Genomic DNA, 19,820 nt, shown 5'->3' on the forward strand with positions numbered 1-19,820 from the left:
CAAGCCTCACCACAACCCAGAACCAGAGGCTTTCATGACTGTTACCGTCGCCACGCTCGGCTTTCCCCGCATTGGCCCTAAACGCGAGCTGAAAACCGCTCTTGAAAATTATTGGGCCGGAAAAACTCCCGAATCCGCACTGCTCGCGACGGCGTCGGCATTGCGCGCCACAGCCTGGAAGCAACAGCGCGAGCTTGGGGCTGAGATCATTCCCTCGAATGATTTCTCGCTCTACGACCATGTGCTGGATACCAGCGCGATGGTTGGCGTTATCCCGGAAATCTACGGCTGGAAAGGCGGGCAGGCCGGGCTGGAAACCTATTTTGCCATGGCGCGCGGGGCGCAAGGCGGCGCTGCTGAAGAGAGCTGCACCCATGGCCATGCCCACACCGGACATGGCGCGCCGGCGGCAGAGATGACCAAATGGTTCGACACTAATTATCATTATCTGGTGCCGGAGTTCGCCGCCGATCAAAATTTCCGCCTGGCGTCAACAAAAGCGCTGAATGAGTACCTCGAAGCCAAGGCTCTGGGTATTGAGACACGTCCGGTTCTGCTTGGGCCTGTCAGTTATTTATTGCTGGGCAAAAATACCGGCAACAAGTTTGATCCGCTCAGTCTGCTGGCGCGCCTGTTGCCGGTTTATCGCGAGGTTCTGCAATCGCTGGTGCGCGCGGGGGCGCAATGGGTACAAATTGACGAACCCTGTCTGGTGCTGGATCTGCCCGATGCGGCGCAGGCCGCCTTCATGCACGCTTATGATGTCCTGGTAGCCGCCGAACCGCAACTACGGGTGATGTTGACCACCTATTTTGGCGCGCTGGGGGATAACCTGGCGACCGTTTTGGCGCTGCCGGTGCATGGTTTGCATATCGATCTGATCCGTGCTCCTGAGCAACTCGCCGCGGTTCTCGCCGGGGCACGGCCTGATCTTGTGCTGTCGCTTGGCGTGATTGACGGGCGCAATGTGTGGAAGGCCGATCTGAATGAAATTTTGGACCGTATCGAGCCGGTGGTGCATGCAGGGCGCCGGATAATCCTGGCCCCCTCATGCTCGTTGCTGCACACGCCAATCGACCTGGAGCGCGAGACCGAACTCGACCCAGACATAAAAAACTGGCTGGCCTTCGCCGTGCAAAAAATCAAAGAACTAAGTATACTGAGAAGGGCGTTGAATGAAGGGCGCGAAAGTGTTCGAAACATTCTCGATGACTCCAGCCGCGCCGTTGCATCGCGCCGTACATCAGGAAAAATCAATGATTCCGCGGTCAAAACACGCACCGCTCACGTTGATCCATCCCTGGCGCGGCGGGCCTCGCCATTTCAGATACGGCGGGAACTTCAAAAACAAAAACTGAACCTACCGCCCTATCCGACCACAACCATCGGGTCGTTCCCGCAGACGCCAGAAGTGCGTAAAGCGCGCGCCGAACATGGCAATGGCATTATCGCCGATGCCGTCTATGAACAATTTTTACGTGAGGAAACCCTACGGGCGGTGCGCTGGCAGGAAGACGTGGGGCTAGACGTGCTCGTGCACGGTGAATTCGAGCGCAACGACATGGTGCAATATTTTGGCGAGCAGCTTTCGGGTTTCATTTTCACCAAGCACGCCTGGGTGCAATCCTACGGCTCGCGCTATGTGCGCCCGCCGATTATCTTCGGCGATGTCGCGCGGCCAAAACCAATGACGGTCGAGTGGTGGCGCTATGCGCAATCTCTCACGAATCGCCCAGTGAAAGGGATGCTTACAGGGCCTGTTACAATTCTAAACTGGTCGTTCGTGCGCGATGACCAGCCCCGCTCCGAGACATGCCGTCAGATTGCCTTCGCCATCCGCGACGAGGTGGCCGATCTGGAAGCCGCCGGGGCATCGATCATCCAGATCGACGAAGCCGCCCTGCGCGAAGGACTGCCGCTGCGCCGTGACGAATGGCGGAATTATCTCGGCTGGGCGGTTGAGTGTTTCCGCATTGCTGCCTCCGGTGTCGGTGATGCAACGCAGATTCACACCCATATGTGCTATTCGGAGTTCAACGACATTATCTCCTCAATCGCCGCAATGGATGCCGATGTTATCTCCATTGAAACCGCGCGCTCGAAGATGGAGTTGCTCGACGCCTTTTCCGGCTATCAATATCCCGCCGAAATTGGGCCTGGAGTTTATGACATCCATTCACCCCGTGTGCCGGAAGTCCTGGAAATGACAACACTTCTTAAAGCCGCAGCGGCCCGTTTGCCCGCGGACCAACTCTGGGTAAACCCCGATTGCGGCCTAAAGACACGCAAATGGCCAGAGGTGCGGTTGGCCATAGAAAATATGGTGGCGGCGGCGTTAGCTGCGCGCATTTAAAAAATACAAGCGAAGACATATTCATCCGTGCGGGCTGCATCAGGAAAAAATTCTGACGCAGCCCGCATGTGAATTTGAGTCTCTCGAGATTCCAGGACGCTTCGGGTAGCTGACCAAACGGCGGCGCTTGGCTGGGATCAACGGCTGACCGTTAAGACGACGGAGTTTATGTCTGTATCTGTGGCGCTGGAAGCGTCGGCACCAGTTTTCCGTCACGCAGGGTTAACTGGCGGTCCATGCGCTGAGCCAGATCGGGATTGTGGGTCGCGATGAGGGCCGCAACATTTTCCGAGCGGACAATGTGCAGCAATTCCTCGAAGACGATATTGGCCGTATGAACATCAAGGTTACCAGTCGGCTCATCGGCGAGCAGGAGCGCGGGGCTGTTGGCCAGGGCGCGGGCGATGGCGACACGCTGCTGTTCGCCGCCCGAGAGCTTGCCCGGCAGATGTTGCGCACGCTCTGCCAGGCCGAATTTTTTTAACAATTCCATGGAACGATTGTTTGCTTGCGTCTGGGACCTGCCCGCAATCATCTGCGGCAGTGAAATGTTTTCCAACGCGGTGAATTCCGCCAGCAGATGATGGAACTGGTAGACGATTCCTATTGTGCGCAGACGGATATTTGTCCGTGCGTCATCGGAGAGTTTGCCGGAATTCTGACCGTTAATGATGACCGCGCCGCCGTCAGGTTTTTCTAATAGGCCCGCCAGATGCAGCAAGGTAGATTTTCCGGAACCGGATGGCGCGACGAGGGCGACAATTTCTCCACGGTTGAGAAATAATTCAGCACCATCAAGAATGGTGAGCGATTCGGCACCTGTTTTATAAGTGCGGTTGATGGCCTGGAGATGGAGCAGAAAATCACTCACTGCGCAGCGCCTCGATCGGGTCGATCCGTGCGGCGCGCCAACTGGGGTAGATGGTGGCGAGGATGGAAAGGGCAAAGGACATCAGGATGACTTCCGTGACCTGGTGCCCGTCCAGCTTCGCGGGCAGGGATTCCAGGTAATAGACTGTGGGATCAAACAACGGGGTACCGGTGATTTTGGAGACGAACTCCTTGATCTGCTCGATGTAGGCGCAAAAAACCACACCGATGCCAAAACCTATGAGTGTGCCAAGAATGCCGACCGAGGCGCCGCACATGAGGAAGATGCGCATTATGCCGCCCGATGTTGCGCCCATGGTGCGCAGGATGGCGATGTCGCGGGCTTTATCCTTCACCATCATGATGAGCGAGGAGATGACGTTGAACGCCGCGACAATGATGATGAGGGTGAGGATGAGAAACATCACATTCCCCTCGACCGTGACGGCGGCAAGGAAGGAGTCGTTGTTTTGGCGCCAGTCCTGGATATTGAGCGGCAAGTTGGGCAACGCATTGACGATGGCCTGTTTAATCGCGCTGTCGTGGTCTGGGTCTTGCACGAAGACCTGAATTTGCGTGGCGGCGCCGGGGTGCTGGAACAAGGTTTGCGCAGCGCCCAGCGGCAGGAACACAAAGCTGGAGTCATATTGCTGCATGCCTGTCTGAAAGATGGCGACAACGCGGAAGCTCTGGATGCTGGGGATGGTGCCGATGATGGTGGCTTTGCCCTGCGGCATGATAAGGGTGATGCTCTGGCCAACGGTAATGCCAAACTGGTTGGCAAGCCCGCCGCCGATGGCGATTGTGCCGTCGCCCGTGAGGTCTGAGAGGCTGCCCGCGATAATATGTTTGGCGACGGTGGGCAGGGCGGCGAGGCCATCGGGCGTGATGCCACGGGCGATGCCGCCTGCGGTGCCGCCCTGTGGGCCGGAGAAGAGAACCTCGCCCTGGACGACGGGAAAGGCCGCGGTGACGCCGGGGATGGTGCGGATTTTCGCGGATATATCGTCATAGCCCGTGAGCGGCGCGCCGGCGCTGTAGACGCCGATGTCACCGTTCAGGCCAAGGATTTGGGAGAGCAGTTCCTGGCGGAAGCCGTTCATCACGCTCATGACGATGATGAGCGTGGCAACCCCAAGGGCGATGCCGACGAGCGAAAAAATCGCGATGACGGAGACGAACCGCTCACCACGGCGGGCGCGCAGATAACGGGCCGCGACTTTTCGCTCGAAGGCGTTGAACATCAGGACATGACTTTCGCTAGGGCGTCCGCAACCGACAATTCCAAACGTTCACCGGTGGCGCGGCGCTTGAGCTCGACCTGACCGTTCGCGGCGCCGCGCGGGCCGGCGATGATCTGCCACGGGTGGCCCATAAGGTCGGCCTCGGCGAATTTGGCCCCGGCGCGTTCCTCGCGGTCATCATAGAGGCAATCGGCGCCAAGCTTCTCGTGGAGTTCGTTGCAGATTTTATCAGTGGCGGCGTCACCCTGGCGCAGATTGAGGATGGCGGCGCGGAAGGGGGCGATGGCGTCCGGCCAGATGATGCCGGCTTCGTCATGGCGGGCCTCGATAATGGCTCCGGCGAGACGCGAGACGCCGATGCCGTAGCTGCCCATTTCGGGGAAGATTTTTGTGCCGTCATGGCCGGTAACAGTGAAATTCATGGATTCGGAATATTTTTTACCGAAGTAGAAAATCTGGCCGACCTCAATCCCCCTGCCCTCGCGCCTGCGTTCGTCCGGGATTTTCTCCCAGGCGGCGAGATCGTGTTTTTCGTCAGTCGCGGCGTAGATCGTGGTCATCTGTTCGTAGAAGGTCTCCACATCGGCCGCCGCCGCAGGATCGCCTGCTTCAAAGGTGGCATCGTAGAACACGCCGCTCTCGCCGGTGGGGGCGAGGATGTGGAATTCGTGGGAGAGGTCGCCGCCGATCTGGCCGGTGTCGGCACGCATGGGGATGGCGGTGATGCCGATGCGCTGGAAAGTGCGCATGTAGGCCAGCATCATTTTTTTATAGGTGAGCAGCGCACCCGCGTAATCCAGGTCGAAGCCGTAGCCGTCCTTCATGAGGAATTCGCGGCCGCGCAGCACGCCAAAGCGGGGGCGAACCTCGTCACGGAACTTCCACTGGATATGGTAGAGGTTCTGCGGCAGCTCGCGATAGCTTTTCACACTCTCGCGCATAATCGAGGTGATCATTTCCTCATTGGTCGGGCCGTAGAGGAGGTCGCGCTCATGACGGTCGGTAATGCGCAGCATTTCCTTCCCATAGGCTTCGTATCGCCCGCTCTCGCGCCAGAGATCGGCGCTCTGGATGGTCGGCATCAGAAGTTCCTGGGCACCGGCGGCGGCCTGTTCCTCACGCACGATCGCGGAGATTTTATTGAGCACCCGCAGGCCGGCCGGTAGCCAGGCGTAGATGCCCGAAGCCATCTGGCGGACCAGGCCCGCGCGCAGCATGAGCCGGTGCGAGGCGATCTGCGCTTCGGCGGGGGTTTCTTTGAGTGTGGGGATCAGGCTTTGAGAGAGACGCATGAAGAACCTTATGGTGTGAGCGAGGGCTATTTAGAGCGGATCGGCAGTAAAGGCGAGGTGGGGGTATCGAGCCAGCGGTCGGCCGCACGGCGGCACGGAACCTCGACTGTGGAATGCAGGACAACGGCGACGGCAAAAGTGATGGCCAGCATGCCCGCGGCGAAGAAGAGGCTGTGGCTGGCCGGCGTCCACCCCTGATGCCTGAAGAATTGCGCAAGCAGCAATTCGGCCAGGGCAAAACTCATGTAAAACGCGTAGGAAAGGAGCCCAAGCCAACGCAACCACTGGATATGGCCGATCAGCGGCGGGCGCTCGGCATCCGCTTGCATGGTCAGGCTGAATAACAGCAGCCAGAGCGCCGCAACGGTGAGTACATCGGAGCCAAGCGAGGTAAATATAAGAATAAGCGCAACGGCCAGAACCGCCAGAACTCGGGCCGGCAGGAAATCGGCGTAATTGGGGACGATACGGGCCGCGGCAATGCCTGCTAGGAACTCAGGAAAAAAGCGCATTAGCCCGCTACCGAAAGCCAGATTGAGCGTGTGCATGTATTCAACGTCAATCAGTCCTAACGCGGTCAGGCTGCTGAGGATAAAGGCAACCGAGACAACGGGATCAAGATAGCTGATGATATACCATAAAACCGGAAACAGCAGATATCCGGCCCATTCCGCGCTGACCGACCAGGAAGGGTAATTCCATGCGCCATGGCTGGAGAAGCCCCAGCCCTGGAGGAGGAAGATGTTTTCCAGAAATGCGGGAAAGCTGAACCGGGCCGGATCGCGCGGGGTTACGCCAAATGCGATGCCCACCCCGAAGATTGCCGCGAAGAGAAGGATCGTCACGAAATGCAGGGGATAAATGCGGGCGAGCCGCTTGCCCCAGAAATGCCAGGCGCGGGGATGAAACGGTTGGAGAGTGCCAAATGATTCCCAGCTTAGCTGCGGGTGAATCCCGGCGCGGCTAAGTTCCGGATGAACGCGCGCCAGGATCAGGCCTGAGAGAATGAAGAAACCATCAACCCCCAGGTATCCGTGCCGGACGATGCCGGCGCATGGCCCCAGCCAGGCTGAAAAGTTGAGATAAAGGTCAACGTGATAAGTAAAGACCCAGGCCGCCAAAAGAGCACGGCCGACGGTCAGGTCAGAGATTTCCTGTTTGAGGTTCATGGTGGTTTCAGTTCCTAAACAAACAGAAAGAAGCCCGCCAGCCCATTAGGGCGGCGGGCCAAGGTCAGGGAGGAAACACCAGTCACACAGCAGGATGAAGAACCAAAAATCACCCTGGGCTTATAGTGCGTCGCACAAAAACATAAGTCCAGAAGAAATCGCCTTTCATTTGCAAGTTTTTTAGACTTAAAAACTTTGTTTGCCGTTTTATTAATCGAATTGGTGTTTTTTTACTCTATTGTGGGTGTTTTTTATTCACTCTCAAACTCTTAGCAAATGAGCCTCAACAAGCGGACGTTTGCCAAACCGTTTACCTATGATTTTCCGCAGCCCCGTGCGCGCGGCCTCAAGAAAAGCGGTCTCATTGCGTCGTATGGCGGCGGGAAGATCTTCGAGAAGATCGAAAAACTCCGCCTCGGCTTCGAGTCTGAGCATTCCATCTGCCTCATCCAGCAATCCAGGCGCGGAGATTCTGGCGGTACCGAGAAGCTTGCCGCTGGCATCGGCCGCGAAACTGCCGATAACAACGCCGTTGAACAACATGCGCCGGCGGGCGGAAAGCACGCCCCCCTTCAGTGGAACGACGCGCTCACCATCCACGACCAGCCGGCCGGAGGGGACAGAGTCCACGACCGCGGGTGTTCCTGGTGCGAATTGCAGCACGTCACCATTTTCCATCATGAGAGGTATCAGGCCCTCCTCCTCCGCAAGCGCGGCCTGGGAGGAGAGGTGGCGCCATTCGCCATGAGTGGGGACGATGTATTTGGGGCGCACCAATTTGTAGAGCTTACGCAATTCGTCACGTTTGGGATGGCCCGAGACGTGGGTGAATTCATCCTGGTCGGTGATCACGTTGACACCTCGGCGGACCAGCGCATCCTGCACCGCTGTGATGGCGCGCTCGTTGCCCGGGATCATGCGCGAGGAGAAAATCACGGTATCGCCCTCCCCCAGCACCGCGTGGCGATGCGTGTCAGCGGCGATGCGCGACAGGGCGGAACGGGGTTCGCCCTGACTGCCTGTAACCAGGAGCAGCAGGTTTTCGTCGGGGATGGAGCCGATGTCCTCTTCTGGGATAAAGTCCGGCACATCCTGCAGGTAACCAGCCTCCTGCGCGGCGGCGACGTAGTTGCCCAGGCTGCGGCCCACCAGGGCTATATGCCGCCCTGCCGCCTGGGCAGCGGCGATAACGCTGGCAACGCGCGCCACGTTGCTGGCGAAACAGGTGATGGCGATGCGACCGGGGATGTCGGCGATCAGCCCTCTGAGGCTGCGTTTGACCTCAGATTCGGAGCGGGAATGCCCCTCCACCATCGCGTTGGTGGAATCAGAGATGATGGCAAGCACGCCGGCATCTCCCAGGGCCTTTAGGCCTGCTTCGTCAGACAAGGCGCCGACGACCGGGTCGGGGTCAAGCTTCCAGTCGCCGGTATGCAGGACTGTGCCGTAGCTGGTTGTGATGGCAAGAGACTGCGCTTCCACCGTGGAATGGGTCATCTGGATATAGCGGAGGCTGAAGGGGGCCAGCTCGAACGAGGCGCCCGGCTTGAGTATCTTGAGTTTAACCTCGCGGCCGAGCCCGGCCTCAGCCAGTTTGCGGCGGATGATCGCGGCGGCGAAAGGGGTTGCATAGATCGGGCAGCGCAATTGCGGCCAGAGCCGCGCGATACCGCCTATATGATCCTCATGCGCGTGGGTGATGACAATGCCAAGCAGAGCGTCCCGCTGTTCAGCAATGAAGGCTGGGTCAGGCAACAGGATTTCAGCTTCGGGGGTCTCCGGGCCGGAGAAGCCCATGCCGCAGTCAACAGCCAGCCAGGCGCCATCGCAACCATAGAGGTTGAAATTCATGCCGATTTCGCCGGTGCCGCCGAGGGGCACGAAAATGAACCCGCCCTGGGCATCGCCCCGGACCGGCGCCGGGGATTTGCCGGTGGATTTTTTCATTAGATAAACAACTCCTGGATAGATTTTGGGTTATTCGGCCTCGATAAACCGTGCGCGGTCTCGCGGCAAAGGGGGCGGGTTATTGCGCAGCGAAAGCAGGCGCAGGCCGTCGAGTGTGAGGTCTGAGTCGATGGCTGTGAACTTGGAGGTACCCTCGGCGAACAAAGGGGCGAGACCACCAGTGGCGATTGCCTTGAGCGATGTGCCGTATTCGCCTTCAATGCGGGTGAGCAGGCCTTCGATCAACCCGATATACCCCCAATAAGTGCCGGAGCGCATGGCCGGAATGGTGGAGCGGCCAATGACCGATTGCGGGCGGCCGATGCCGATGCGCGGCAGCCTTGCGGCGGCCTGATGCAAGGCTTCGATGGAGAGGTTGATGCCGGGTGAAATGGCACCGCCGAGATAGGCGCCATCGGCATCCACGACATCGAAGGTGGTGGCCGTGCCGAAATCAACCACCACCAGGGGGCCGCGATAATGATTATGGGCCGCCAGCGCGTTGAGCAGACGGTCGGCGCCCACCTCGTCGGGGGTGTCGACCTTGATCTCAAAACCCCAGTCCAGCTTCGCATTGGCGACCAGCGGCTCAACATCGAACCACTCGCGACAGAGACGGCGCAGGTCATAAAGGGCGGCGGGAACCACGGTGCCGATAACGGCGCGGGTGATCTCACGGGGGGTTATTCCGGCACGGGTCAGCAGGGCTTCCAGCCAGACGCCGTATTCATCCGAGGTGCGCTGCGCGGAGGTTGCCAGCCGCCAGGTGCCGCGCCACTCCGTGCCGTTATGCACCGCGAATACGATGTTGGTATTGCCGGTGTCGATCACCAGAAGCATTTTACCCTCCTCACGCCAGGCCCAGCATGACATCGCCCGTGCTGATCTGGTGGATACGATTATTGCTCTGCAACAGCAATTCGCCCGCCGGCGAGAGACCCGCGAATGTGCCGGTCTGGGTCGCGTGCGCCGATTTAATCTCAAGCTTTGTGCCAAGCGGGTGGGCGCGGTTGAGCCAGGCATCGCTAATCGCCTCGGGGCCCGCGCCATGCCAGCGGGAGAAGCCGGATAAAATGGCGTTTGCGGCATCCAGGGCCGCAAGAGTGAGGCCATGGGCAGCCAGAGAGGTTGTGGCGCGGCCGGGGATTTGTGGAGCCGAGCGCAGGTTCATGCCAATGCCGATGACCAGCCAGTCAAGATTTTGACCGCTTGGGGCGGCATCAATCAACACTCCGGCCAGCTTGGCGCCGCCCAGGAGTACATCGTTGGGCCATTTCAGCATGGTAGGGGGCGCGAAAAACGATTCGATCGCCTCAGCGGCCACGATACCCGCCAGCAGGGAGTAGAAGCCTGCCAAGGCGGCTGGCAGGGTTGGCCGAAGCAGGATCGACAGATTGAGGTTGCCCTCAGGCGCCTGCCAGCTGCGCCCCCGGCTGCCGCGCCCCGCGGTTTGTTTGTACGCCAATATGGCGAGCCCCTCCGGCTCCCCCGCTTTGGCACGAGCGGTGCAAAGATCAGAGGTTGAGGCTAGCTCGCCGTAGGTCTCAAGCCGCCAGGATATCAACCAATAAGAGCCTTCGCGGCGGCATCGGCGGCGGCAATGAGCGGGCCGGGAATAAGGACGAAGAGACAGGTGACGAGCGCGCCCGCGAACATGACAAAGCGCACGCCGCTGGCGGTTTTGTCAAAACCTGGCGTACCGGCGTCGAAATACATCACTTTGATGACGCGCAGGTAGTAGAAGGCACCGATGATGCTGGTGACGACGCCGACGACCGCCAGAGTGTTAAGTCCTGCATTGATGGCCGCGGAGAAGACGTAGAGTTTGCCGAAGAAGCCTGAGAGTGGCGGGATGCCCGCCATGGCCCACATGAAAATTGCCAGCGCGAAGGCAAAGCCTGGATTCTCTGTCGAGAGGCCGGCGAGGTCGGCAATGGTTTCCACCGCCTGGCCTTTCCGGCGCATGGCGACAACACAGGCGAAGGCGCCAAAGGACATCACGAGATAGATCGCGAGATAAACCAGGGTCGCCTGTACGCCGGCCAGCGTGCCGGCAGCCAGGCCCATGAGCGCGTAGCCCATATGGCCAATAGAGGAATAAGCCAGCAGCCGCTTGATGTTCTTCTGGCCGATGGCGGCGAGCGCGCCCAGCGCCATCGAGAGGATGCTGAGGATTTCGATGATCATCCGCCATTGCGCGAGCAGGTGGCCAAATGGCCCGAGCATGACGGCGAGCAGCAGTGCCATGGTGGCGATTTTTGGAGCCGTGCCGAAGAGGGCTGTCACGGGGGTTGGGGAGCCCTCGTAGACATCAGGTGTCCACATGTGGAAGGGCGCGGCGGAGACTTTGAAGGCAAGACCAACCAGGACGAAGACGATGCCGATGACAATTCCATAACCCGCGCCGTTCGCGAGAATGGCTGCGAGGGAGACAAAATTGGTGGTGCCCGAAAAACCGTAGACCAGGGAAATACCATAGATGAGCAGGCCCGAGGCGAGCGAGCCCAGAACAAAATATTTCAGACCCGCTTCGGTTGAGCGCAGGGAATCGCGCGCTGACGCGGCAAGAATATAAAGCGCCAGTGATTGCAGCTCGAACCCGACATAAAGGCTCATGAGATCCGCCGCCGAGACCATCACGATCATGCCCAGAACCGCGAAGAGAACCAGGACCGGGAACTCGAAGCGTGCCATGGCCTCACGCCGGTTGTAATCGAGAGACAACAGCAAAGCGGCGGCGGCGCCGAGATAGACCATTGAGTCGGCATAACGGGTGAAGAGGCTGGTTTTTAGCAGGCCGCCGAAGAGGACAGCATCAGGTGCTGCAAAGGAGAAAGCCGCCGCAAGAGCGAGAAGCAGGATGGCGCCATATGTGCTGGTGCTGGCTTTGTCGCGCTTGGAGAGCACGCCAACAAGCAACAGGGCCATGCCGCCCAGGCCAAGCAGCAGGCCGGGAACGAGAGGAGGGAGCAACGGGTTCATTTGGTCACCATGGCAAGCGCCGTATGGGGTGTGAGAGCGGCGATATGCGCCTGCACCATGGCGTTCACCGATGCGTCGAACATATGAGTGAAACTGCCGGGGTAGATTCCAAGCCAGAGCACCATGGCAGCCAGAGGCAGCAGCATGGCGTATTCGCCAGGGTTAAGATCGGCCAGGGACCCAAGCTCTGGGCGAGCTTTGCCAAAAAGCACGGCACGCAACAGTACCAGCATATAGGCGGCTCCCAGCACCATACCGGCGGCGCCCAGCAGCGAGACCCAGAAATTCACCTTCATGGCGCCGACAATGACCAGGATTTCACCCACAAAGCCGGAGGTGCCGGGCAGACCGACATTGGCCAGCGAGAAGAGCATCAGCAACGCCGCATAGGCTGGCATTTTTGCAGCCAGGCCGCCAAGCCGCGAGAGCGTGAGGGCTTCACCGCGCGACAGCAACACGCCCGTGCAAACAAACAGACCCGCGATGACGAGGCCGTGCGAGAGCATCTGGAACAGCGCGCCCTCGATACCTTCTACCGTGAAGGTGAAGATGCCGATGATGATGATGCCCATGTGGGCGACCGAGGAATAGGCGATCATGCGCTTCATGTCGGTCTGCGCAAGGGCGACGAAAGAGATGTAGATGACCGCGACGACGCCGAGCGTGAACATCAAAGGTTCAGCCGCGGTGGCGGCCTGCGGGAGCATGGGCACGGCAAAGCGCAGAAAGCCATAGGCGCCCATTTTGGAAAGCACGGCGGCAAGCATGATGGTGCCGGGGATCGGCGCCTCGCCGTAGGCATCGGGCAGCCACGTATGCAGCGGCCAGACAGCGGCCTTAACACCGAAGGAGGCAAGGAAGGCGGCGAACAGCCACATCTGGGCCGCTGGCGCGATCGGTGTATGCAGCAATGTCACGATGTCGGTCGTACCGGCATTATGCCACAGCCAGATCAGGGCCAGCAGCATGAATAGCGAACCGGCCAGGGTGAAGATGAAGAATTTGACCGCCGCGTAGATCCGCCGTTCACCGCCCCATACGCCGATGACGAGATACATCGGGAGCAGCACCGCCTCGAAGAAAATGTAGAACACCACAAAGTCCAGCGCGCTGAACATGCCGATCGTCATTGTTTCCAGCAGCAGGAATGCCATCATCAATTCGCGGACGCGTTTGGTGATGGGCCAGCTTGAGAGAATGGCAATGGGGGTCAGGAAGGCTGTCAGCAGTATGAGGAACAGGCTGATGCCATCCACACCCATGCGATATTGGACATCAAGCCCCGAAAGCCAGGGCAGCGCCTCAACGAACTGGAAGCCAGCCTGAGACGGATCGAACGCGGTCCAGAGATAAATGCCAATCGCCAGGACGGCGAGGCTTGTGACGAGGGCGCCAATACGTGCTCTGCTCGCCACGGCAAGCGCCTCGCCACGCAGCATGGCAAGATAGGCAACGCCCAGCAGCGGCAAAAACGTAATGAGCGAGAGGATGGGAAAACCGGTCTGGTTCATGGTTATCGCACCCAGAGGAAGAGGCTGACGAAGGCAAGCAGGCCTATCAGCATTATGAAAGCATACAGCGCGATCGAACCGGTTTGCAGTTTGACCGTTTGTAGGGAGGCATCAGTCGTGAGCGTTGCCAGGCCGTTGGGTACACCATCGAGAACCTGCTCATCACCAAAATGCCAAGCGAATTTTGCAAGCCGCAAAGCCGGTTTCACGAAAACAGCATCATACAACTCATCGAAATACCATTTGTTCAAAACAAAACGGTACAGTCCACCGAGGTTTTGCGAGAGGGCCGCGGGGAGCGACGGCACCAGAATGTAGAAAATGATGGCGACGAATATCCCTGACACGGAAGCAACGAGCGGCGAGAATTCCGCAACCGCCGTTGGGTGGGCCAAAGCGTTCATCACGCCGTTTGCGGGAACAGCAATGCTTGATCCCCAGAAACTTGCGAAACCATCACCGATAAAGCTGTTTTTGAGCAGAAAGCCACTGCTCAAAGCGCCGATGGCCAGCAGCACAAGAGGCGCCAGCATGGCCAGCGGGCTTTCATGCACATGCTCCTGCACATGCTTTGGCGCACGCGAACTGCCGTGAAAGGTGAGCAGGAAGAGGCGCGAAATGTAGAACGCTGTGAGGCCGGCGGTGATAACACCGCAGACCCAGCCATACATCCCGACGGCTGTGTTCGCGCCGAAGGCTGCATCCAGGATCGCGTCCTTGGAGTAATAGCCGGCGAACGGCGGGATGCCGGCCAGGGCCAGGGCGCCGACCAGCATGACGAGCCAGGTGATGGGCAGCTTGCGTGCAAGGCCGCCCATGAGGCGAATGTCCTGTTCGTCTGACATCGCGTGGATGACCGAACCGGCAGCCAAAAACAACAGCGCCTTGAAGAAGGCGTGGTTGATGAGGTGGAACATCGCCACCGGATAGGCGCCGAGACCGGCGGCCAGGAACATGTAGCCAAGCTGCGAACAGGTGGAATAGGCGATGATGCGCTTGATGTCGTTCTGCAGGCAGCCGACCGTGCCGGCAAAGAGCGCGGTCGTCGCACCGATAATGGTCACGAAATCCATGGCCACCGGGGCGGCGTTCAGCAGCGGGGAGATACGCGCGATCAGGAACACCCCGGCGGCGACCATTGTGGCCGCATGGATGAGGGCGGAGACCGGGGTGGGGCCCTCCATTGCGTCAGCCAGCCAGGTGTGCAGGAAAATCTGCGCGGATTTGCCCATGGCGCCGATGAATAGAAGGATACAGACCACCTCCAGCGCCGGGAAGGAGGTGCCCAACAGCATGTATTGGTCGCCCGCATGCGCGGCAACGGCGGCGAAAATACCGTCAAACGAGATGGTCTTGAATACGAAATAGGTAAGCGCGATGCCAACCGCAAAGGAGAGGTCGCCAACACGGTTGACGATGAAGGCCTTGATGGCCGCGGCGTTCGCCGATGGGCGCTCGTACCAGTAGCCAATGAGCAGGTAGGAGACGAGACCGACTCCCTCCCAGCCAAAATAAAGCTGGAGCAGGTTGTTCGCCGTCACCAGCATCAGCATGGCGAAGGTGAAGAGCGATAGATAGGCAAAAAACCGGGGAACGGTTTTGTCATGCGCCATGTAGCCCGCGCTGTAGACATGGATGAGCATGGAAACGGTGCTGACCATGGCAACCATCACCAGGCTCAACGCGTCCTGCCGCAGGGTCCAGCCCGGCGAGAAGCTCCCGACTGAAATCCAGCTCACAATATGCAGCGGCGCGACGGGCACACCGCCTTGCACGAAGGTGACGAGCGAGGCCACACCCGCCACGGCCGAGACGGCCATGAAGAGAATGCTGGCACCAATGGATGCCTGCTTGCCGATGAACGGACGCGCGACGCCCGCCAGGACGGCACCGATGAGCGGAGCAAAAACGGCGATTAACGTGAGCATATCAACCCTTCATCAATGTCACGTCCTCGACCTCGATCGAGCCACGATTGCGGAAATAGATGACCAGGATGGCAAGGCCAATGGCAGACTCAGCCGCGGCGACGGTGAGCACGAACATGGTGAAAACCTGACCCACCATGTCGTGCAGCGCGCCGGAGAAGGCGACGAAATTGATGTTCGCCGCGAGCAGGATCAACTCGATCGACATCATGATGATGATGATGTTCTTGCGGTTCATGAAGATGCCGAAGACCCCGATGACGAGCAGAAGCCCCGCGACAAATAGATAATGCGATAGCGGGATCAGCATTAGAGCGTCTCCTTATTCGGCTTGGGCATCGGGGCGCCGGCGCCAAGCTTGGCTGAGACCATGGTGAGAGTTTCCGCCGGGACGCGGGCATGCTGGACATCCAGATTTTGCCGCTTCGCGCGCTTGCGGTCACGATGCGTCAAGACAATCGCGCCGATCATCGCGACCAGAAGAATGACACCTGAGAGTTGGAACAGGACCAGATAGTTGGTGTAAATGAGAGAGCCCAGCGCCTGGGAGTTGGTGATAGTGTCAGGCGTGGGAAACAGCCGGGCAGCAGCGGCACCAGGAGCGATGGTCGACCCGGTGACAAACAGGGCCAGTTCAACGAACAGAATGAGTGCAACCAAGGCGCCGATGGGGGCGTAACGTTGAAAGCCCTCCCGAAGGGCTGCGAAATTCACGTCCAGCATCATGACCACGAAGAGGAACAGCACGGCAACGGCGCCGACATAGACGATGACCAGGATCATCGCCAGAAACTCCGCCCCGGCCAGGAGAAACAACGCAGCGGCGTTGATGAAGGCGAGGATAAGGAACAGCACCGCATGCACGGGGTTACGGCTGGTCACCACCATCGCCGCTGAACCCAGCAGGATAAAGGAGAAGACATCAAAAAGGAGATTGGGGATCATGGTTGGACTCTCACCGGTACGGCGCGTCAAGTTCTAGCCGCTTGGCTAATTCCGGCTCCCACCGGTCGCCATTATCAAGCAGCTTGGCCTTGTTATACAGCAGTTCTTCGCGGGTTTCGGTGGCGAACTCAAAATTCGGCCCCTCCACGATGGCATCAACGGGGCATGCTTCCTCGCACAGACCGCAGTAGATGCATTTGGTCATGTCGATGTCGTAGCGCGTGGTGCGGCGCGAGCCGTCGTCACGGGGGGCGGCCTCAATGGTGATGGCCTGTGCGGGGCAGACGGCCTCGCACAGCTTGCACGCGATGCAGCGTTCCTCGCCGTTTGGGTAGCGGCGCAGCGCGTGCTCACCCTTGAAGCGCGGGCTGGTCGGGTTTTTCTCAAACGGGTAATTGATGGTGGCTTTGGGTTTGAAGAAATACCGCAAAGTCAGCGCCAGGCCGCAGAGAATCTCCCACAGCACCAGCCCCCACGCCATCCGGCCTAAACGTGTCATTTGCAAACCTCAAGCATGGGGAAGCAGTCCGAAAATTTCCAGGAAGCCGGCGGTAAGCACCAGCCAGATGAGTGAAATGGGGAGAAACACTTTCCACCCCAGAGACATGATCTGGTCGTAGCGGAAACGCGGCAGGGTGGCACGCACCCAGACGAAAACAAACAGACAAACCAGGATTTTCAACAGAAACCAGAACACACCCGGGATGAGCGTGAATGGCGCGAAGGGAATGGGCGAGAGCCAGCCGCCGAGAAAGAGCGTCGTGGTCATCGCGCTGATCAGGATCATGTTCGCGTATTCGCCGAGGAAGAACAGTGCGAAGGTCATGGCGCTGTATTCAACGAAAAAACCGGCGACGATTTCGGTTTCACCCTCGGCCAGATCGAACGGGGCGCGATTGGTTTCGGCCAGGCCGGAGATGAAGAAGATGACAAAGAGCGGCAAGAGCGGAATGGCGAACCAGATGTGCCTTTGGGCCAGCACGATGTCATTAAGGTTCAGGCTGCCGACACACATTAAAACGGTGACAATAACGAAGCCCATCGAGACTTCGTAGGAGACCATCTGCGCGGCGCTGCGCAGCGCACCGAGGAAGGCGTATTTCGAGTTGCTGGCCCAGCCAGCGATGATAATGCCATAGACGCCGAGCGAGGAGATCGCGAAGAGATAGAGGATGCCGACGTTGATGTTGGCCACCGCCCAATGGTCGTTAACCGGAATCACCGCCCAGGCCACGACAGCAAGGCCAAAAGTGATCATCGGCGCGATGGTGAACAGCACCTTGTCGGCGCCGGTCGGGAAAATGGTTTCCTTGAACAGCATTTTGATGGCATCGGCGAAAGGCTGCCAGAGGCCAAACGGGCCGACGACATTAGGGCCTTTGCGCAGCTGGATCGCGCCCATCACCTTACGCTCAAACCAGGTGAGATAGGCGACACCGAGCAGCAGCGGCACGATGATGGCCAGCGACTCAAGCAGCGTGAGGATCGCGATGCCGAGGTCGGTTTGGAGAAACGCGCTCATTCCGCAGCCTCCGCCAGGGTAGGATAATGGGCGGCGACACAGGCGGCCATTGTGGGGCTGGCGCGGCTGATCGGGTCGGTCTGGTAGTAGTTCTGCAAAACCGGTTGAAACGGCGCGGAACTGACCGCCGCGAGGTCACCCGCTGGGGCCGTGAGGTTTGTGCCAGCCAGGCGGCGCAGTTCACCGGTGAGCGCAAAGCCAGGATAGGTTTGCACCAGATGCGCGCGCAATTCCTGCAACGTGTCATACCGCAGGGCGTGGCCCATATAGGCGCTGATGGCACGCAGGATACGCCAATCCTCACGCGCGTCGCCAGGTGGTTTAACGGCGATAAAGCCTTGCTGCACCCGTCCCTCGGTGTTGACGTAGGTGCCGTCTTTTTCCGTGTAGGCGGCGCCAGGAAGGATCACATCAGCCCGCGCGGCGCCAGCATCGCCATGGTGGCCTTGATAGATCACGAAAGTGTCCGCGCCGATGGCTTGCGTATCCAGAGCATCGGCGCCGAGCAGCCAGAGAATGTCCACGCCGCCGCCGAGCATCTGAGCTGTCGCTTTACCCTCGGGGCCGGGAAGGAAGCCGATATCCAGTGCGCCGGTGCGCGCCGCCGCGTGATGCAGCACGTTGAAGCCATGCCAGTCGTCGTTCATCATGTTGAACTGGGCGGCCAGTTTCCAGGCGGCGGCGTGGATGGCGGCGCCATCAGGCCGCGCCAGTGCGCCAGCGCCGAGGATGAGCATCGGCTTTTTCGCCGCTTTCAGAACTTCCGCGAAGGGATGCGTGCCATCGAGCAATGCGGCGATCGCATCAGGCCCCGCACCAACATGGGTTGTGGCATAGGTAAGATCATGCGCCACGCCTATGAGGCCAGCCTGAAAGTTCCCGGCAAGCCAGCGCTTGCGAATGCGCGCGTTGAGCACTGGGGCTTCGTGGCGCGAATTGCTGCCGATGATGAGCAGCGCATCAGCTTCTTCAATGCCTGCGATGCTGGTGTTGAAGAGGTAGAAGCCTCGCTGCGAGGCATCAAACACCGCGCCGTCCTGGCGGCAGTCGAGATTCGGCGAACCCAGGCTCGTGAACATCTCTTTCAAAGCCAGCATGCTCTCGACATCAACGAGATCGCCTGCGATGGCGCCAATACGGTCAGGTGTAGTGGATTTTATCTTGTTCGTGACGGCTGCGAAAACTTCTTCCCAACTGGCGGCCCGGAGCTTGCCGTTCTCGCGCAGCCAGGGGCGGTCCAGCCGGCGGCGCTTCAGGCCGTCAACCGAGAAACGGGATTTGTCGCCGAGCCATTCCTCGTTCACATCATCGTTGAGGCGCGGCAGGATACGCAGCACTTCGGCGCCACGCGCGTCGATACGGATGTTGGTGCCCACAGCGTCCAGCACGTCCACGCTGTCAGTCTTGCGCAGCTCCCAGGATCGGGCAGTGTAGGCATAGGGTTTCGAGGTCAGCGCGCCAACCGGGCAAAGGTCTATGAGATTGCCTGACAGTTCGGAGCTCAGTGCTTTTTCAACATAGGTGCCAACCTGCATGCTCTCGCCGCGCATTGTGGCGCCGAGTTCGGGCACACCAGCTATTTCGGTCGAGAAACGAATGCAGCGCGTGCAATGGATGCAGCGTGTCATCGTGGTTTTGACCAACGGCCCCCAGTCCGGCTGGGCGACGGCGCGCTTGCCTTCCTCGTAGCGCGAGGTGTCACGGCCATAGCTGACCGCCTCATCCTGCAGGTCGCACTCACCGCCCTGGTCGCAGATCGGGCAATCAAGCGGATGGTTGATCAGCAAAAATTCCATCACGCCGCGGCGCGATTTACGCACATTCTCGGTATCGGTGAAGATGACCATGCCATCAGCCACCGGCTGGCCGCAGGAAGCGACGGGCTTGGGGATTTTCTCGATCTCAACCAGACACATGCGGCAATTGCCCGCGACTGAGAGACGCTCATGGTAGCAAAAGCGCGGAATTTCCTTGCCTGCGGCTTCAGCCGCCTGCAAGACTGACGAGCCGTTTGCGATTTCGACTTCAATGCCGTCGACGGTGACTTTTGCCATGGT

At 59.5% G+C, this 19,820-nt stretch carries 15 protein-coding genes and 1 pseudogene; 1 reads left to right on the plus strand and 15 read right to left on the minus strand.

The window, feature by feature from the left end:
• The first annotated feature begins 34 nt into the window (after positions 1-34).
• Entirely contained in the window at positions 35-2,353 is a 2,319-nt protein-coding gene (gene metE, locus QQJ84_RS04205) for a 5-methyltetrahydropteroyltriglutamate--homocysteine S-methyltransferase (RefSeq protein ID WP_284256827.1), read from the plus strand.
• 340 nt (positions 2,354-2,693) lie between these two features.
• Here metE and QQJ84_RS04210 read toward each other — a convergent pair.
• The 15 genes and pseudogenes from QQJ84_RS04210 to nuoG all read right to left on the minus strand — a co-directional run.
• Positions 2,694-3,224, minus strand: a pseudogene (locus QQJ84_RS04210) (ABC transporter ATP-binding protein); the annotation flags it as partial.
• Complete coding sequence (locus tag QQJ84_RS04215) at positions 3,217-4,467, minus strand: lipoprotein-releasing ABC transporter permease subunit (protein ID WP_284256830.1); 1,251 nt, start codon at positions 4,465-4,467, stop codon at positions 3,217-3,219. The gene QQJ84_RS04215 and the pseudogene QQJ84_RS04210, both read right to left, overlap by 8 nt.
• The gene (gene proS / locus QQJ84_RS04220) at positions 4,467-5,759 is read right to left on the minus strand and encodes a proline--tRNA ligase (RefSeq protein WP_284256832.1); all 1,293 of its coding nucleotides are present in this window, start codon (positions 5,757-5,759) and stop codon (positions 4,467-4,469) included. The genes QQJ84_RS04215 and proS overlap by 1 nt, the downstream gene beginning before the upstream one ends.
• Before the next feature lie 26 nt (positions 5,760-5,785).
• Positions 5,786-6,928, minus strand: coding sequence for an acyltransferase family protein (locus tag QQJ84_RS04225; RefSeq protein WP_284256833.1), 1,143 nt, complete (start codon positions 6,926-6,928; stop codon positions 5,786-5,788).
• Positions 6,929-7,189: 261 nt separating this feature from the next.
• Entirely contained in the window at positions 7,190-8,875 is a 1,686-nt protein-coding gene (locus tag QQJ84_RS04230; protein ID WP_408861749.1) for a ribonuclease J, read from the minus strand.
• 30 nt (positions 8,876-8,905) lie between these two features.
• Entirely contained in the window at positions 8,906-9,715 is an 810-nt protein-coding gene (locus tag QQJ84_RS04235) for a type III pantothenate kinase (RefSeq protein ID WP_284256834.1), read from the minus strand.
• Positions 9,716-9,725: 10 nt separating this feature from the next.
• Positions 9,726-10,439, minus strand: coding sequence for a biotin--[acetyl-CoA-carboxylase] ligase (locus QQJ84_RS04240; RefSeq protein WP_284256835.1), 714 nt, complete (start codon positions 10,437-10,439; stop codon positions 9,726-9,728).
• A complete protein-coding gene (gene nuoN, locus QQJ84_RS04245) occupies positions 10,436-11,857 on the minus strand; it encodes an NADH-quinone oxidoreductase subunit NuoN (RefSeq protein ID WP_284256836.1) in 1,422 nt (473 codons plus the stop codon). Before nuoN ends, QQJ84_RS04240 begins: the two co-directional genes overlap by 4 nt.
• On the minus strand, positions 11,854-13,368 hold the full coding sequence (locus tag QQJ84_RS04250; RefSeq protein ID WP_284256838.1) for an NADH-quinone oxidoreductase subunit M: 1,515 nt from the start codon (positions 13,366-13,368) through the stop codon (positions 11,854-11,856). Before QQJ84_RS04250 ends, nuoN begins: the two co-directional genes overlap by 4 nt.
• Before the next feature lie 2 nt (positions 13,369-13,370).
• The gene (gene nuoL, locus QQJ84_RS04255; RefSeq protein ID WP_284256839.1) at positions 13,371-15,296 is read right to left on the minus strand and encodes an NADH-quinone oxidoreductase subunit L; all 1,926 of its coding nucleotides are present in this window, start codon (positions 15,294-15,296) and stop codon (positions 13,371-13,373) included.
• 1 nt (position 15,297) lies between these two features.
• Positions 15,298-15,606, minus strand: coding sequence for an NADH-quinone oxidoreductase subunit NuoK (gene nuoK, locus QQJ84_RS04260; protein ID WP_284256840.1), 309 nt, complete (start codon positions 15,604-15,606; stop codon positions 15,298-15,300).
• Positions 15,606-16,241: an NADH-quinone oxidoreductase subunit J gene (locus QQJ84_RS04265; protein WP_284256842.1), complete on the minus strand. Its 636-nt coding sequence runs from the start codon at positions 16,239-16,241 to the stop codon at positions 15,606-15,608. Before QQJ84_RS04265 ends, nuoK begins: the two co-directional genes overlap by 1 nt.
• A gap of 10 nt (positions 16,242-16,251) precedes the next feature.
• Complete coding sequence (gene nuoI / locus QQJ84_RS04270; protein WP_348522663.1) at positions 16,252-16,740, minus strand: NADH-quinone oxidoreductase subunit NuoI; 489 nt, start codon at positions 16,738-16,740, stop codon at positions 16,252-16,254.
• Between the two features lie 9 nt (positions 16,741-16,749).
• Positions 16,750-17,763 (minus strand): NADH-quinone oxidoreductase subunit NuoH, encoded by a 1,014-nt coding sequence (gene nuoH, locus QQJ84_RS04275; RefSeq protein ID WP_284256843.1) that lies wholly within the window; start codon positions 17,761-17,763, stop codon positions 16,750-16,752.
• The gene (gene nuoG, locus QQJ84_RS04280; protein ID WP_284256844.1) at positions 17,760-19,817 is read right to left on the minus strand and encodes an NADH-quinone oxidoreductase subunit NuoG; all 2,058 of its coding nucleotides are present in this window, start codon (positions 19,815-19,817) and stop codon (positions 17,760-17,762) included. Before nuoG ends, nuoH begins: the two co-directional genes overlap by 4 nt.
• Positions 19,818-19,820 lie beyond the last annotated feature (3 nt).

Source organism: Acidocella aquatica, assembly GCF_030160635.1.
Taxonomy (GTDB): Bacteria; Pseudomonadota; Alphaproteobacteria; order Acetobacterales; family Acetobacteraceae; genus Acidocella; species Acidocella aquatica.

Coding starts and splice junctions, on each gene's coding strand:
- QQJ84_RS04230 (WP_408861749.1), bottom strand. CDS start 8,875: ATGAAAAAATCCACCGGCAAATCCCCGGCGCCGGTCCGGGGCGATGCC.
- QQJ84_RS04265 (WP_284256842.1), bottom strand. CDS start 16,241: ATGATCCCCAATCTCCTTTTTGATGTCTTCTCCTTTATCCTGCTGGGT.
- metE (WP_284256827.1), top strand. CDS start 35: ATGACTGTTACCGTCGCCACGCTCGGCTTTCCCCGCATTGGCCCTAAA.
- nuoH (WP_284256843.1), bottom strand. CDS start 17,763: ATGAGCGCGTTTCTCCAAACCGACCTCGGCATCGCGATCCTCACGCTG.
- QQJ84_RS04235 (WP_284256834.1), bottom strand. CDS start 9,715: ATGCTTCTGGTGATCGACACCGGCAATACCAACATCGTATTCGCGGTG.
- proS (WP_284256832.1), bottom strand. CDS start 5,759: ATGCGTCTCTCTCAAAGCCTGATCCCCACACTCAAAGAAACCCCCGCC.
- nuoL (WP_284256839.1), bottom strand. CDS start 15,296: ATGCTCACGTTAATCGCCGTTTTTGCTCCGCTCATCGGTGCCGTCCTG.
- QQJ84_RS04250 (WP_284256838.1), bottom strand. CDS start 13,368: ATGAACCAGACCGGTTTTCCCATCCTCTCGCTCATTACGTTTTTGCCG.
- QQJ84_RS04215 (WP_284256830.1), bottom strand. CDS start 4,467: ATGTTCAACGCCTTCGAGCGAAAAGTCGCGGCCCGTTATCTGCGCGCC.
- nuoG (WP_284256844.1), bottom strand. CDS start 19,817: ATGGCAAAAGTCACCGTCGACGGCATTGAAGTCGAAATCGCAAACGGC.
- nuoN (WP_284256836.1), bottom strand. CDS start 11,857: ATGAACCCGTTGCTCCCTCCTCTCGTTCCCGGCCTGCTGCTTGGCCTG.
- QQJ84_RS04225 (WP_284256833.1), bottom strand. CDS start 6,928: ATGAACCTCAAACAGGAAATCTCTGACCTGACCGTCGGCCGTGCTCTT.
- nuoI (WP_348522663.1), bottom strand. CDS start 16,740: ATGACACGTTTAGGCCGGATGGCGTGGGGGCTGGTGCTGTGGGAGATT.
- nuoK (WP_284256840.1), bottom strand. CDS start 15,606: ATGCTGATCCCGCTATCGCATTATCTATTTGTCGCGGGGCTTCTGCTC.